The sequence below is a fragment of the Streptosporangium sp. NPDC002544 genome (assembly GCF_040295965.1).
GTDB lineage: Bacteria > Actinomycetota > Actinomycetes > Streptosporangiales > Streptosporangiaceae > Streptosporangium.
The window spans coordinates 74,130-89,022 of sequence record NZ_JBEOWJ010000029.1; the positions used below are offsets into that span (position 1 = coordinate 74,130).

Annotated in this window: 9 protein-coding genes; all 9 read left to right on the top strand. The window is 72.1% G+C overall.

All coding sequences use genetic code 11. From position 1 onward, the window contains the following. Positions 1-16 precede the first annotated feature (16 nt). The 9 genes from ABT061_RS34740 to ABT061_RS34780 all read left to right on the top strand — a co-directional run bounded on the left by ABT061_RS34740 (position 17) and on the right by ABT061_RS34780 (position 14,755). Positions 17-6,400, top strand: coding sequence for an SDR family NAD(P)-dependent oxidoreductase (locus tag ABT061_RS34740; RefSeq protein ID WP_350926057.1), 6,384 nt, complete (start codon positions 17-19; stop codon positions 6,398-6,400). After that, positions 6,397-7,173 carry an SDR family NAD(P)-dependent oxidoreductase gene (locus ABT061_RS34745; protein ID WP_350926059.1) on the top strand — a complete coding sequence of 259 codons (777 nt, stop codon included), beginning with the start codon at positions 6,397-6,399 and terminating at the stop codon, positions 7,171-7,173. Before ABT061_RS34740 ends, ABT061_RS34745 begins: the two co-directional genes overlap by 4 nt. 10 nt (positions 7,174-7,183) lie before the next feature. Continuing rightward, positions 7,184-7,591, top strand: coding sequence for an ester cyclase (locus ABT061_RS34750; protein WP_350926061.1), 408 nt, complete (start codon positions 7,184-7,186; stop codon positions 7,589-7,591). Positions 7,592-7,605: 14 nt separating this feature from the next. Continuing rightward, positions 7,606-8,016 carry a nuclear transport factor 2 family protein gene (locus ABT061_RS34755; RefSeq protein ID WP_350926063.1) on the top strand — a complete coding sequence of 137 codons (411 nt, stop codon included), beginning with the start codon at positions 7,606-7,608 and terminating at the stop codon, positions 8,014-8,016. Between the two features lie 147 nt (positions 8,017-8,163). Beyond that, the gene (locus ABT061_RS34760; protein WP_350926065.1) at positions 8,164-9,795 is read left to right on the top strand and encodes an ABC transporter substrate-binding protein; all 1,632 of its coding nucleotides are present in this window, start codon (positions 8,164-8,166) and stop codon (positions 9,793-9,795) included. Continuing rightward, positions 9,792-10,712 (top strand): ABC transporter permease, encoded by a 921-nt coding sequence (locus tag ABT061_RS34765; RefSeq protein WP_350926067.1) that lies wholly within the window; start codon positions 9,792-9,794, stop codon positions 10,710-10,712. Before ABT061_RS34760 ends, ABT061_RS34765 begins: the two co-directional genes overlap by 4 nt. Positions 10,713-10,716: 4 nt before the next feature. Next, complete coding sequence (locus tag ABT061_RS34770) at positions 10,717-11,565, top strand: ABC transporter permease (RefSeq protein WP_350926069.1); 849 nt, start codon at positions 10,717-10,719, stop codon at positions 11,563-11,565. Then, complete coding sequence (locus tag ABT061_RS34775; RefSeq protein ID WP_350926071.1) at positions 11,562-13,346, top strand: dipeptide ABC transporter ATP-binding protein; 1,785 nt, start codon at positions 11,562-11,564, stop codon at positions 13,344-13,346. Before ABT061_RS34770 ends, ABT061_RS34775 begins: the two co-directional genes overlap by 4 nt. After that, positions 13,343-14,755 carry an acyl-CoA carboxylase subunit beta gene (locus tag ABT061_RS34780; protein WP_350926073.1) on the top strand — a complete coding sequence of 471 codons (1,413 nt, stop codon included), beginning with the start codon at positions 13,343-13,345 and terminating at the stop codon, positions 14,753-14,755. Before ABT061_RS34775 ends, ABT061_RS34780 begins: the two co-directional genes overlap by 4 nt. The last annotated feature ends 138 nt before the right edge of the window (positions 14,756-14,893 follow it).

Below are 14,893 nucleotides of genomic sequence, written 5' to 3' on the forward strand. Positions count from 1 at the left end.
GAGGAGCGCATCCACCATGGCCGACGAGAAGCTTCGCGAATACCTGAAACGAGCGATCGCCGATGTCCACAGTCTGCGGGGGCGGCTGCACGAGGTCGAGTCCGCGGGCAGGGAGCCGATCGCGATCGTGGGAATGTCCTGCCGGTTCCCCGGCGACGTGAACTCGCCGGAGGACCTGTGGGATCTGGTCGCCGCGGGCCGGGACGCGGTGTCACGGTTCCCCGCGGACCGGGGCTGGGACCTGGACGGCCTGTTCGACCCCGATCCCGACCATCCCGGCACGTCGTACACCCGGTACGGCGGCTTTCTGAGTGACGTCGCGGGCTTCGACGCGGAGTTCTTCGGGATCTCGCCACGGGAGGCGCTGGCGATCGACCCGCAGCAGCGGTTGCTCCTGGAGAGCGCCTGGGAGGTGTTCGAGCAGGCCGGCATCGATCCGGCTCCGCTCCGAGGCAGCCGTACGGCGGTGTTCGCGGGGCTCGCGGGCGGTGACTACGCCGCCGGTTCCAGAACGCCCGAGGAACTGGAAGGCCACCTGGGCATCGGCACGCTGCGCAGTGTGGCGTCGGGCCGGATCGCCTACACGTTCGGGTTCGAGGGGCCCGCGGTCACGGTCGACACGGCGTGCTCGTCCTCGCTGGTCGCCCTGCACCTGGCGGTGCAGTCGCTGCGCTCGGGCGAGTCCGACCTGGCGCTGGCCGGGGGCGTCTCGGTGATGGCGTCGCCGCAGGGGTTCGTGGAGTTCTCGCGCCAGCGTGGCCTGTCGGTGGACGGCCGTTGCAAGGCGTTCGCCGGGGCGGCCGACGGCACCGGCTGGGCCGAAGGTGTCGGGTTCCTGCTGGTGGAGCGCCTGTCGGACGCGCACCGGCTCGGCCACAAGGTGCTGGCGGTGGTCCGGGGTTCGGCGGTGAACCAGGACGGCGCCTCGAACGGGCTGACGGCGCCGAACGGTCCGGCGCAGCAGCGGGTGATCCGGCAGGCACTCGCCGGGGCACGACTCTCCCCGGCGGACGTGGACCTGGTCGAGGCGCACGGCACCGGCACCAGGCTGGGTGACCCGATCGAGGCACAGGCGATCATCGCGACGTACGGTCAGGGGCGGCCCGCCGGTCGGCCGCTCTGGCTGGGCTCGCTCAAGTCGAACATCGGTCACGCGCAGGCGGCGGCGGGCGTCGGCGGCGTGATCAAACTCGTCCAGTCGATCCGTCATGGGGTGTTGCCGAAGACGTTGCATGTGGATGAGCCGTCGCCGCATGTGGACTGGTCGGCTGGGGCGGTTGAGTTGCTGAGTGAGGCGCGGGTTTGGCCGGAGACGGGTGGGCCGCGTCGGGCGGGGGTGTCGGCGTTCGGGGTGAGTGGCACGAATGCTCACGTGATCATCGAGCAGGCTCCGGATGATCCTGCCCTGGCTGGTTCCGGTGTGGTCGACCGGCTGAAAAACGAGGAGGCCACGGATATAGGACCGGCCGAGGAGGTGGTTCCGGCCGGCTCGGGGGAGTTCGTGCCCGTGCTGAACGGTTCGGCTGCTGGAGAGGTGGTCGCGGCTGGGCGGGTGGTGCCGTGGGTGGTGTCGGGGCGGTCGGTGGCCGGGTTGCGGGGGCAGGCGGCGCGGTTGATCGGGCTCGTGGGGGCGGAGGGGGATCTCGATCCGGGGGATGTGGGGTATTCGCTGGCCCGTCGTCGGGGGGTGTTGGAGGAGCGGGCGGTGGTGGTGGCCGCTGACGTGGCGGGTTTCGTCGCGGGGTTGGAGGCGTTGGCGGCGGGGGAGTCGTCGGCGCGGGTGGTTCAGGGCCGGGCGGGGGGCGCTCTGGCTTATCTGTTCACCGGTCAGGGTTCTCAGCGTGCGGGGATGGGCCGGGAGTTGTATGGGCGGTTCCCGGTGTTCGCGGCGGCTTTTGATGAGGTGGTCGCGGAGTTGGATCGTCATCTTCCTGGGGTGTCGGTGCGGGAGGCGGTGTTCGGTGCGGTGGGGGTGCTGGATCGGACGGTGTTTGCTCAGTCGGGGTTGTTCGCGTTGCAGGTGGCGTTGTTTCGGTTGTTGGAGTCGTGGGGGGTGGCTCCTGACTTTGTGGTGGGGCATTCGGTTGGGGAGTTGTCGGCTGCTTATGTGGCGGGGGTGTGGTCGCTGGCGGATGCGGCCAGGGTGGTGGCGGCGCGGGGCCGGTTGATGCAGGCGTTGCCCTCTGGTGGGGCGATGGCCGCGATCGAGGCCACTGAGCGGGAGGTGCTCGACGCTCTGGCAGGGCTGGACAGGGCGAATATCCCGGATGTTCCGGGGGCGGCCGGTGGGGCGGTGGTCATGGGGGCTCCGGCGGAGCCGGGCGAGGTGCGGACGGACACTTCGAGCGGCTTCGGGGTGGGGGCTACGGCCGTCGGCGGCCCGTTGGTGGTCTCTGGAGATGAGGACCTTCCGGGCGGCTCCCATCGGATCTGGTCGGGCAGGGTGGGGATCGCGGCCGTCAACGGGCCCTCCTCGGTGGTGATCTCCGGGGATGAGGATCTGGTGTCGGCCGTGGTGGCCGACTTCACCGGGCGGGGACGGCGGAGCAGGCGGCTGACGGTCAGTCATGCGTTCCACTCCTCCCGGATGGAGCCGATGCTGGCGGAGTTTCGGCGGGTGCTGGAGGAGGTGAGGTTCGCCGAGCCGCGGATCGCGGTGGTGTCGACGTTGACCGGGCGGGCGGTGACCGGTGGTGAGCTGGGTGATCCGGGCTACTGGGTGCGGCAGGTAAGAGAGCCGGTCCGGTTCGCCGACGCGGTGGGTGTGCTGGACGCGGCGGGGGTGACGACGTTCCTGGAGCTGGGGCCTGACGGGGTGTTGTCGGCGATGGTGCGGCAGGTGTTGTCGCCGGAGCGGGTGGTGGTTCCGGTGTTGCGGCGGGAGCGGTCGGAGGAGGTCTCGGTGGTGACCGCGTTGGGTCACGCGTTCGTGCATGGCAGTCCGATTGATTGGGAGGTGGTCTTTCCCGGTGCGGGCAAGGTGGACCTGCCCACCTACGCCTTCCAGCACCGGCGCTACTGGCTCGAATCCGCGCCGCAGGGAGTGGCAGACGCCTCGGGTCTGGGGCTGGCCCCGGCGAACCATCCGCTGCTGGGCGCCGCCGTGGCGTTCGCCGACGTCGACGCGACCCTGCTCTCCGGGCGGCTCTCGCTGCGGACCCATCCCTGGCTGGCCGACCACGCGGTCATGGGCACCGTCATCGTGCCGGGCACCGCCCTGGTGGAGCTCGCCGTCAGGGCCGGTGACGAGGTCGGTCTCGACACCCTGGACGAGCTGGTGATCGAGGCCCCCCTCGTGCTCCCCGAACGCGGGGCGGTGCACGTCCAGGTCGCCGTCGGCGGGCTCGACCACGCGGGCCGTCGCTCCGTCGCGGTGTACTCGCGCCCCGCCGAGGCCCAAGAAGGAGCGGAGTGGACGCGGCACGCCGCGGGATTCCTCACGACGGCACCGAGGGAGGAGCCGGTATCGCTGGAGGTGTGGCCGCCGGAGGGCGCGACCCCCGTCGAGATCGACGACGTCTACCCGGTACTCGCCGAGGCCGGTCTGTCGTACGGGCCCGCCTTCCAAGGACTGAGAGCGGCCTGGCGCGCGGCGGACGCGTTCTTCGCCGAGGTCGAGCTTCCCGAGCCGCGGCGGGCTGAGGCGGGACTCTTTGGAATCCACCCCGCCCTGCTCGACGCGGCGCTGCACATCGCGGCCCACCACGGGCTGCGCGACAGCCCACCCGGCCAGAACCGCCTGCCCTTCGCCTACAGCGGCGTACGGCTGCACGCCTCGGGGGCGGCGGCTCTGCGCGTCCGGCTGACGCTGCACGGCGAGGACGAGCTGTCCCTGCACGCCGCCGACGCCTCGGGCGCCCCGGTGGCGACCGTCGACTCCCTTCGGGCCCGGCTGATCTCGGCCGGACAGCTCCGGGCGGCCCGGCCCGCCGAACGCGACGCGCTGTTCCAGCTGACCTGGGCGGAGGTGGCCGTCGCGACCCCGTGGACCGGCCCGGAACCCGACGTCGTCCTCGTGCCGGGGACCGAGTTCGAGCCGGCCGATCTGCCGGCCGCCGTGCACGATCAGGTGAACCGGGTACTCGGGCTCCTGCACGAGTGGCTCTCTCCCGGACGGCCGGAGTCGTCACGGCTTGTCGTCGTGACCAGGAACGCGGTGGCCACCGCGGAGGAGGAGAGTCCCGACGTCGTGACGGCACCGGTCTGGGGGCTGGTCAGGTCCGCGCAGGCCGAGCATCCCGGCCGGATCGTCGTCGTCGATGTCGCGGACGCGTCACCCGACGCCGTCAGGGAGGCGGTCGCCGCCGCTCTCGGTTCCGGTGAGCCACAGGTGGCCGTCAGGAACGGCAGGGTGCTCGCCCCCCGGCTCGCCCGGATGGCGGCGCCGGACACCGAGGGGCGGCGGTGGAACCCCGAGGGGACCGTGCTGATCACCGGGGGCACGGGCGCCCTGGCGGGCCAGCTCGCCCGGCACCTGGTGGCCGTGCGCGGAGTCCGCCATCTGGTGCTCGTGGGCAGGCGGGGAGAGCAGGCCCCCGGGGTCGCCGAACTCAGCGAGGAACTGACCGGGCTCGGCGCGCGGGTCGCCGTCGTGGCGGCCGACGCCGCCGACCGGGACGCCCTCTCCGCGGTGCTGGCCGGCATCCCGGCGGCTCATCCGCTGACGGCGGTCGTGCACACCTCCGGCATCGTCGACGACGGCGTGATCACCTCGCTCACGCCGGACCGCGTCGACGACGTGCTGCGTCCCAAGGTCGACGCCGCCTGGAACCTGCACGAGCTGACCCGCGACCACGACCTGGCCGCCTTCGTCCTCTACTCCTCCGTCGCCGCGCTCCTCGGCGGGCCGGGACAGGGCGGCTACGCGGCGGCCAACACCTTCCTGGACGCACTGGCCGTACATCGCAGGGCTCTCGGACTGCCCGCGCTCTCGCTGGCGTGGGGTATGTGGGCGCGGCCGAGCGGCGTCACCGCGCACCTGACCGACGCCGACCGCGCCCGCGCCGCGCGCGCCGGGATCCGGGCCCTTGCCGACGCGGAGGGGCTGGCGCTGTTCGACGCCGCGCTCCGGCTCGACCACGCGTTCCTCGTCCCCGCCCCGCTCGACCTCACCGCGCTGCGGGCGGGCGGAGCGGAACCGCCCCCGCTGCTGCGCGATCTGGTCAGGCCGCTACGGCGAGCGGTCAGGACCTCCACGGCGACCGGCCCCGCGCTGGCCCACCGTCTGGCCAGGCTGCCCGAGGAACAGCACGCTCAAGCCGTGCTCGACGTGGTCACGGCGGAGGTGGCGGTGGTCCTGGGCACGTCGGCCGGGGCCGTCGCGCCGGATCGCCCGTTCAACGACCTCGGGCTGGACTCGCTCACCGCCGTCGAGCTGCGCAACCGGCTGGACGCGCTGACCGGTCTGCGGCTGCCCGCGACGGTCACCTTCGACCACCCCACGCCCGAGGCCCTCGTCGGCTACCTGCTGCCGGAGCTCGCGAGCGTTCCCACGCCCGACGTGCCCGCGGCGGAGACCTCGGCGGCAGGGCAGGGGCCGCTCTCCGATCTCTACCGCCAGTTGTGCGGCCGGGGCGAGTTCGCCGCCGCCGCCGAGCTGATCGGCGTGGTCTCCCACCTGCGGTCGAGCTTCGGCGCGGCGGAGGCCGCCCGGCACGCCATCTCGCCGATCCGGCTGGCCTCCGGCGACGCGCCGGTCACGCTGGTCTGCTTTCCGGCGGTCAGCGCCATCTCCGGCCCGCACGAGTACGCCCGTTTCGGCCACGCCATGCGCGGCGAGCGGGACGTCCACGTGGTGCCGTCACCCGGATACGCGCCGGACGACCTCCTGCCCGACAGCGAGGAGACGTTCGTCCAGATGCACGCCGACACGGTGGAGCGGCTGGTCGGCGACGGCCCGTTCGTGATCCTCGGCCGGTCCATGGGCGGCTGTATCGCGCATTCGGTGGCGGCCGAGCTGGAGAACCGCGGCATCCCGGCGGCCGGGCTCGTCCTGATCGACTCCTACCCGATCGAGAGCCCGACGCTGGAGGGCATGCGGGACTGGTGGCTGGCCGCGATGCTCACCGGGATGGTGGAGCGCATCGAGCGCTACCGGATGGTCTGGAGCGACGCGAGCCTCACCACCATGGGCGCGTACGGCCGGATCCTGGCCGACTGGCAGCCCAAGCCGATCGGCGCCAGGACCCTCGTCGTCCGAGCGGAGGAGCCGCTGCGCGGCACCGTCGTCGACCCCACCGGACGGCTCGACTGGCGGGCCTTCTGGCCGTTGCCGCACGAGACCGTCGATGTGCCCGGCGACCATTTCACAGTGCTCGAAGAGCACTCCGAGACGACGGTGGCGGCGGTCCGCTCCTGGATCGACGTGCTCGTCCCGTCCACACAGGAGAGGAACGCATGAGTGTTCAGGTAGCGGTCGTCACCGGTGCCGCGTCCGGCATCGGAAGGGCCACCGCGGAGCTGTTCGCCGACAGGGGCGTCCGGGTCGTCGCGGTCGACGTGGCGGGGGAGGGGCTGGAGAAGCTCTCCGCCCTCCACGGCGTCGTCCCACTCGTCGGGGACGTGTCCACCGAGGAGACCAACGCCGCCATGGTCGACCTCGCCGTCCGCGAGTTCGGGCGGTTGGACGCGGTGGTGCTCAACGCCGGGATCAGCGGCGCCGGGCCCCTGGAGTCGCCCGGGGCCATCGAACGGTTCGACCGGATCCTCGCCGTCAACGTGCGCGGCACGGCGCTGGGCATCCGGGCCTCGCTGCCGGCCCTGCGAACGGCGGGTGGGGGCTCGATCGTGGTGACCTCGTCGGTCTCGGGCCTGGGCGGTGATCCGCTCACCTGGGCGTACAACGCCTCCAAGGCGGCGGTGATCAACCTGGTGCGCGGCGCGGCGATCGACTACGCGGTGGAGAACATCAGGGTCAACGCCATCGCCCCCGGCGGGACGGTGACCGCGCTGACCGCGGGCGTGCTGTCTCACCCCACGCTCGGACCGGCGGTGACCGAGCGCATCCCGCAGCGGCGCTGGGCGGAGCCACGCGAGCAGGCCGAGGTCGTCTGGTTCCTGACCTCGCCCGCCGCGTCGTACGTCACCGGCGTCACCATCCCCGTCGACGGCGGCCTCAGCGCCAACAACGGCATCCTGCTCCCGCCCGCCTTCCCGGGCGACGCGCCCAGATAGGAGTCTCACGATGAGCACGGAAACGAACAAGGACGTGGCGCGGCGCCTCTACGAGGAGTTGATCACTCTGCGGCGCCCGGAGCTGCTTGAGGAGATCATCGCCGAGGACGCCGTCGACGAGACGATCCCGCCGGGAGCCGGCCCCGGAGGCAGGGAGGACTTCCGCGACCACATCCGGGGGGTCTGGCAGACCGTCGAGAACGTCAAGGCCACCGTCACGGACCTGATCGCGGAAGGCGACCGGGTGGTGGTCTTCTGGCGGATCGAGGGCGTCCACCGCGCTCCCCTGTTCGGCGTCCCCGCGAGCGGACGGCATTTCATTGGAAACAGCGTCAGCCGGATAACGTTCAAGGACGGGAAGATCGTGCGGTACAACGTTCTCCCGGACCGCCTCGGCATCATCCAGCAGATCTCCTGAACGGGCGCCGATAAATGGATGAATTATCACTGGAGGACGTTTCCGACATTCGCGGGACGCTCGCGTTGTTCTCCCATCTCTTCGACAACGGAGAGGTCGCCGACCTCGGCCGGGTGTTCACCGAGGACGCGGTGATCAAGCTGACCAGGGGAGCCGGGCGTTCCGTGCGCGGGTTGCCCGCCATCGGCGAGTTCGCGCTGAGCCTGAGGCCGCACGGGCCTGACCACCAGACCCTTGACACGCATGTCTTCGTGGACGGCGACGGTGTCGTCAGGGCGCGGAGCCGATACCTCGCGGTGCTTCCCGACGGGAGTGTGCACAACGGCGACTACCTCGACGTTCTGCGGCGCACCCCCCAGGGGTGGCGCATCGGGCTGCGGGTCTCCGTTCCCCGATATCCACTGGCCAATGGAATTTCCGGGTAGGGGTTACTAGGGGTGTTTCCGGTGCGAACCCCGGTTTAATCTTTCGGCAAAAGTCAATTCCGACTCCTTCTATTGCCAACCCGCCGGAGCGGTGAAATGCACGTGCTCAAAAAATTCGGGCTGTCGTCGCGAACCAGAATCGGGGTGATGGCCGGCGCCATGCTTCTGCTGGCCGCCTGCGGCTCGCCCGCCACCTCCTCCGGCGGCACGAGCGGTTCGGTGTCGGCCGCTCCCGTCAGGGGCGGGGCGCTGACCTTCGCGGCCGACACCGAGCCGGTCTCCTTCGACATCCACGTCAGCTCGCAGGACATCACCGGGGCGATCCTCCGCAACGTCTTCGACTCACTGATCGCAGAGGACTCCTCGGGCAGGTTCCACCCGTGGCTCGCCGAGTCCTGGGAGGTGGCTCCCGATCTCAAGAGCTACACCTTCCGCCTCCGCAAGGACGTCAAGTTCCACGACGGCACGCCCTTCGACGCGGAAGCGGTGAAGGTCAACTTCGATCGCATCGCCGACCCCGCGACCAAGTCACAGCTCGCCTCCAACCTCCTCGGTCCCTACACCGGGACCACGATCGTCGACCCGCACACGGTGAAGGTCGAGTTCTCCGCGCCCTTCGCACCGTTCCTGCAGGCCGCGAGCACGGCCTACCTCGGCTTCTACTCGCCGAAGACGATCGCGGCCAACGCGGCCACGCTCGGCTCCGGCGGGGCCGTCGGCGTCGGCACCGGACCGTTCGTGTTCACCGGCTACACCAAGGGCCAGGAGGCGGTCCTGACCAGGAACGCCGACTACGCCTGGGGCCCCGGCACCGGTGGCCACACAGGTCCCGCCTACCTCGACAAGCTGACCGTCCGGTTCCTGCCGGAGGCCTCGGTCCGGGTCGGTTCGCTGAACAGCCGCCAGATCGACGTCGCCGCGGCGATCCCGCCGGCCAACGCGAGGACCGTCGAGGCCAACGCCGACCTCTCGCTGCTCAAGGCCGACTATCCCGGTGGGAACTACAGCATCTACTTGAACGCTTCCAAGCCTCCCCTCAACGACGAGAAGGTCCGCAAGGCACTCCAGCGGGGGATCGACGTCGACACCAACGTCAAGGCGCTCTACTTCGGTCGGTTCGCCAGAGCGTGGAGCCCGCTGGCGCCGACCACCCCCGGCTACAACGCGGCGCTGGAGAACAGCTGGCCGTACGACCAGGTCCTGGCCGGCAAGCTGCTGGACGAGGCCGGCTGGACCGGCAGGGACGCCGACGGCTACCGGACGAAGGACGGCAAGCGCCTGGTCGTCGACTGGCCGCTGCTGCCCGCCCAGTACGTGCGCGACCAGCGCGACATCCTCGGGCAGGCGTTCCAGGCCGACCTCAAGAAGATCGGCGTCGAGGTCACCCGGCCCCAGGCCGACATCGGCACCTACCTCGAGCGGGTCTACGGCGGCAAGGCCGACCTGGCCGACTACAGCTGGTCGCGCTTCGAACCGGACGTGCTGTGGCTCCTGTTCAACGGCGCCAGCCGGCCCCAGAAGGGCGGGCAGAACGCCACGTTCCTCAACGACCCCGACCTGACCACGTGGACCGACCAGGGCCGGGCCACCCTTGACGAGACCGTCAGGAAGGACGTGTACGGCAAGACCCAGCAGCGTGCCGTCGACCTCGCGCTGGTGATCCCCGTCTACACCCAGTCGCAGGTGCTCGGCCTCGGCAAGCAGGTACGCGGGCTCACGCTCGATTCCAACGCCTGGCCGCTGTTCTACGACGTGTGGCTCGCCAAGACGGCGCAGTGAGGACTCTCGCCAAGCGGCTGGGGGCAGGGCTCGCGGTGCTGTACGGCGCCGCGACCCTCGCCTTCGTCGCCCTCCAGCTCATCCCGGGAGACCCCGTCGCGACCCTGCTGGGACCGGCCACCACGGCATCGGCCGAGGTCAGGCAGCACATCAGGGCCGAGTTCGGGTTCGACCGGCCGGTGCTCATCCAGTACCTCGGCTACCTGGGCAAGGTCGTCACCGGCGACCTGGGCTCCTCGTACCAGCTCCAGCGGCCGGTATGGCAGCTGATCGGCGACCAGCTCGGCGCCACCGTGCAGCTCGCCGCGGCCGCGATCACCCTCGCCGTTCTGATCGCGCTGGTGTCGGCGGTGGCGACGGCCGGACGGCGCCGCGGCGTGCGGGCCGCGGCGACGGCCTGGGAACTGGTGGCCGTCTCGCTGCCCTCGTACTGGCTGGGCATCCTGCTGCTGACCGCGTTCTCCTTCCAGCTCCGGCTCTTTCCCGTCATCGGCGCGCAGGACCTGGCGGCGCTGGTGCTGCCCGCGCTCACCCTGGCCCTGCCGATCGCCGGTGTCCTCGCGCAGGTGCTGCGCGAGGGGCTTGAGACCGCGCTGGCACAGCCGTTCGCGATCACCGCTCGGGCGCGGGGCCTGGGCCAGACCGCCGTCCGGCTACGTCATGCGCTCCGGCACGCGGCGGTGCCGCTCGCCACCCTCACGGGATGGCTCGTCGGGACGTTGCTCGGCGGCGCCGTCCTGGTGGAGACGGTCTTCGGCCGCTCGGGCATCGGCGCGCTCACGCTGCAGGCGGTGGGAAACAAGGACATGCCGGTGGTGATGGGCGTGGTGTTGCTGTCGGCCTTCGTGTTCGTCCTCATCTCCACGGTCGTCGACCTGCTGTACGCGCTCATCGATCCGCGGCTACGGGCCGGGTGATCGCGTGGCGCCGCTCTCCGTCCGTATCCCCGCCCGCTGGGGGCTCGCCGTCCGGCGCGGGCCGTCGGTGCTCGCCTGGGCCGTGCTCGTCCCGATCGCGCTGGCCGCCCTCGCGCCGGAACTGCTGGCCGCGTCCTCGCCGATCACCATCGATCCCGTCCATGCCCTGCTACCACCCGGCGCCGAGCACTGGTTCGGCACCGACCAGCTCGGCCGCGACCTGTTCACCCGGGTCGTCCACGGCGCCAGGCCGTCCCTGCTCCTGGGGTTGGGCTCGACCTGTCTCGCCGTCATCGGGGGAGCGGTGCTCGGCCTCGCCGCCGCGCTGGGCGGGCGCCTGGCCGACCAGGCGGTCATGCGGGTGGCCGACATCCTGCTCTCCCTGCCCCAGCTCCTGGTCGCCCTGCTGGTGATCACCGTCCTGGGCGGTGGGACCGCCAACGTGGTGCTGGCCATCGCCATCGCCTTCGTCCCCGGGTACGCGCGGGTCGTCCGCGCCGAGGCCCTGGTGGTGCGCAGGTCGGGGTACGTCGAGGCGGCCCGCGGGCTCGGGCTGCGGCGCTCGACGCTGATCGTGCGGCACATCCTGCCCAACGCCCTCGGCCCGCTGCTGGTGCTGGCAGGCGTCGGCTTCGGCACGGCGCTCATCGCCGGATCCGGGCTGAGCTTCCTCGGCTTCGGCACGAGACCGCCCGCACCGGAATGGGGAGCCATGCTGTCGGAGGGCCGTGACTTCCTGCAGACGGCCTGGTGGATCGGGCTGTTCCCCGGGGCGGCCATCACGGCCACGGTGATCGCCGTGAACGTGATCGGCCGCTCCGCCCAGAGCCGCTTCACCAGGAGGACGCGGTGATCGTGGTCGAAGGACTCGACGTCGTCTTCCATCTCGACGGCGAGCGGATCCACGCGGTGCGGGACGTGTCGTTCGCGGTCGCGCCCGGCGAGTGCCTGGCCATCGTCGGGGAGTCGGGCTCCGGCAAGAGCGTCACCGCGCGCACCCTCGTCGGCCTGGCCGGCGAGCGGGCCTCGGTCAGTGCCCGCCGGCTCACCTTCGAGGGCGACGACCTGACGACCCTGACCGAGTCGGGCTGGCGCGCGGTCCGGGGTCGCCGGATCGGCCTGGTGCTCCAGGACGCGCTGGTGTCGCTGGACCCGCTCAGGACTGTGGGAGCCGAGGTCGCCGAGACGCTGCGCACCCACCGGGTCGTGGACCGGGCGGGCATCGGCGAGCGGGTGCTGTCACTGCTGGCCGACGTCGGCATCCCCGACCCGGCCCGGCGGGCGCGCCAGCACCCGCACGAGCTCTCCGGCGGTCTGCGGCAGCGGGCGCTCATCGCGTCCGTGATCGCCGCGGGACCGCGCCTGCTCGTGGCCGACGAGCCCACCACCGCGCTGGACGTCACCGTGCAGGCGCAGATCTTCGCGCTGCTGCGCGGGCTGACGGAGGGCGGCGCGGCCCTCCTGCTGATCAGCCACGACCTGGCCGTGGTGTCCAGGCTCGCCGACCGCATCGCCGTCATGTACGGCGGGCTGATCGTCGAGGAGGGCCCGGCCGCCCGGCTGCTCGCCGATCCCCGGCATCCGTACACCCAGGCGCTCATCGCCGCCGTGCCCGCCGCCCACGCCAAGGGCACGGCGCTGTCCGTCGCGGCGGCCGGGCGGCCCGCGCCGGGACCGGGCGGATGCCCATACGCCGCCCGCTGCGCGCACGCCGACCAGCAGTGCCGAGACAAGCTCCCGGATCCCGCCGAGGTCGAGGCGGGGCACCGGGTCCTGTGCTGGCATCCTGGATCGCGCATCCCCGAGCCTCCCCGGCTCACCACGGCACGGCGGGAACCCCTCCGAGAGGGGGCTGTAGTGCTGGCGGCCGAGGGCCTTTCCAAACGGTTCCGCACCCCCGACGGGGGCTGGCAGGACGCGGTCAGGGATGTGTCGTTCCAGCTCAGAGCGGGGGAAACGCTGGGTCTGGTCGGCGAGTCCGGATCGGGCAAGACGACCGCCGCCCGTATCGCGCTCGGCCTGCTGGAACCCGACGAGGGTGTCGTACGGCTCGGTGGCGAGCCGTGGAGCGGCGTGCCCGAGCGCGACCGCAGAACGAGGCGGCGCCGGATCCAGGCCATCTACCAGGATCCGCTCGGCTCGTTCGACCCCCGCTACCCGGTCGGGCGGATCGTCGGCGAGGCGGTGGCCCTGACCGGTGCCCGGCGCAGGGAACGCCGCGACCGGGTCGTCGAGCTGCTCGACCAGGTCGGGCTGCCGGCGGCCACGGCGGGACGCCACCCGCTCGAACTGTCCGGCGGCCAGCGGCAGCGGGTCGCCATCGCCCGGGCGCTGGCCCCGTCACCGGAGGTGATCGTCTGCGATGAGCCGGTGTCGGCGCTCGACGTCTCGATCCAGGCGCAGATCCTCGACCTGCTCGCCACACTGCAACGCGACCTGGCGGTGGCGATGCTGTTCATCTCGCACGACCTCGGCGTCATCCACCACGTCAGCGATCGGATCGCGGTGATGAAGGACGGGCGGATCGTCGAGACGGGAGACGTCGCGGACGTGTTCGCCCGCCCCTCCGAGCCGTACACCGCGGAACTGCTCGCCGCTGTCCCCACCCTCGCACCGGAACGGAGCCGACGATGACGATCATCACCGAGGTGGCGCCGGACCACCGGTCCCCATTGGTACGGCTGGCCCGGCTGCTGGACGAGGGGTCGACGGTCCCGGCGCACGAACCCGACGGCAGCGGCGTCACCGCGGTGCGCGGCCGGGTCGGCGGGTCTCCGGTGCTGGCGTACTGCACCGACGCCACCACGATGGGCGGCGCGCTGGGCATGGACGGCGCGTTGCGGATCGCCTCGGCGATCGACGAGGCTGTCGTCCGCCGGTGGCCGGTGGTCGGGCTCTGGCACTCCGGCGGTGCCCGCCTGGCCGACGGTGTGGAGTCCATGGACGGAGTGGGGCGCATGTTCCAGGCCATGATCCGCGCCTCGGGACGGGTTCCGCAGATCTCGGTGGTGCTGGGCCCGGCGGCGGGCGCGGCGGCCTACGGGCCGGCCCTCACCGACATCGTGATCATGTCGGAGGAGGGACGGGTGTTCGTCACCGGGCCCGACGTCGTCCACACCGTCACCGGCGAGCGGATCGACATGGCCGGGCTCGGCGGCCCGGAGGTGCACTCCCGCAAGTCGGGTGTCGTCCACGTGGTGACCGAGTCGGAGTCCGCGGCCTACCTGCGGGCCCGCCGCATCACCGGCCTGCTGGCGCGTCCCGGCGCGTTCGACCCGGGCCAGGCCGCCGGGGCCGACCCCGGCCTGGCCGGGCTGCTCCCCGACCAGCCGCGCCGCGCGTACGACGTGCGGCCACTGCTCCGGCGGATCCTCGACGGGGGCGGTGACGCGCTGGAGGAGCTCCAGCCGAAATGGGCGCCCAACATGGTGATCGGCCTCGGCAGGCTTGGTGGACGCGCCGTCGGCGTCGTCGCCAACAACCCGCTGCGCAAGGGCGGCTGCCTGGACTCCCTCAGTGCGGAGAAGGCCGCCCGGTTCGTCCGTACCTGCGATGCCTTCGGGCTGCCTCTCCTCGTGATCGTCGATGTTCCCGGCTACCTTCCCGGGGTGGGACAGGAGTGGGAGGGAGTCGTACGGCGAGGTGCCAAGCTGCTGCACGCCTTCGGCGAGGCCGTGGTGCCCCGGGTCACCCTGGTCACCCGCAAGTCCTACGGGGGCGCCTACATCGCGATGAACTCCCGCTCCCTGGGGGCCGACGCCGTCTTCGCCTGGCCGGACGCGGAGGTCGCCGTGATGGCGGCCGAACCCGCGGTCAACGTGCTGCACCGCAAGAGGCTCGCCGCGGCCCCGGAGACCGAGCGGGAGGCGCTGCGCGGCGCGCTCGTCGAGGAGCACCGCCGGGTGGCCGGCGGCGTCGATCGCGCGCTCTCCCTCGGCGTGATCGACGAGGTCATCGACCCCGCCGACACCCGGCGGCGGCTGGTGGCGGCCTTCGCCGCCATCCCCGAGTCCCGTGGCCGGCATGGGAACATCCCGCTCTGACGCGCCGCCCCCTTTGACCGGTCGGCGGCCGGTGTCCTTCCGGCCGAAGCCGGACACCGGCCGCCGACCGGGGAAACCCCGGATGGCCGCCCGGGATTTCCCCGGACGGCCGACCGAGCGGATCGGCGGCGTCTAGAA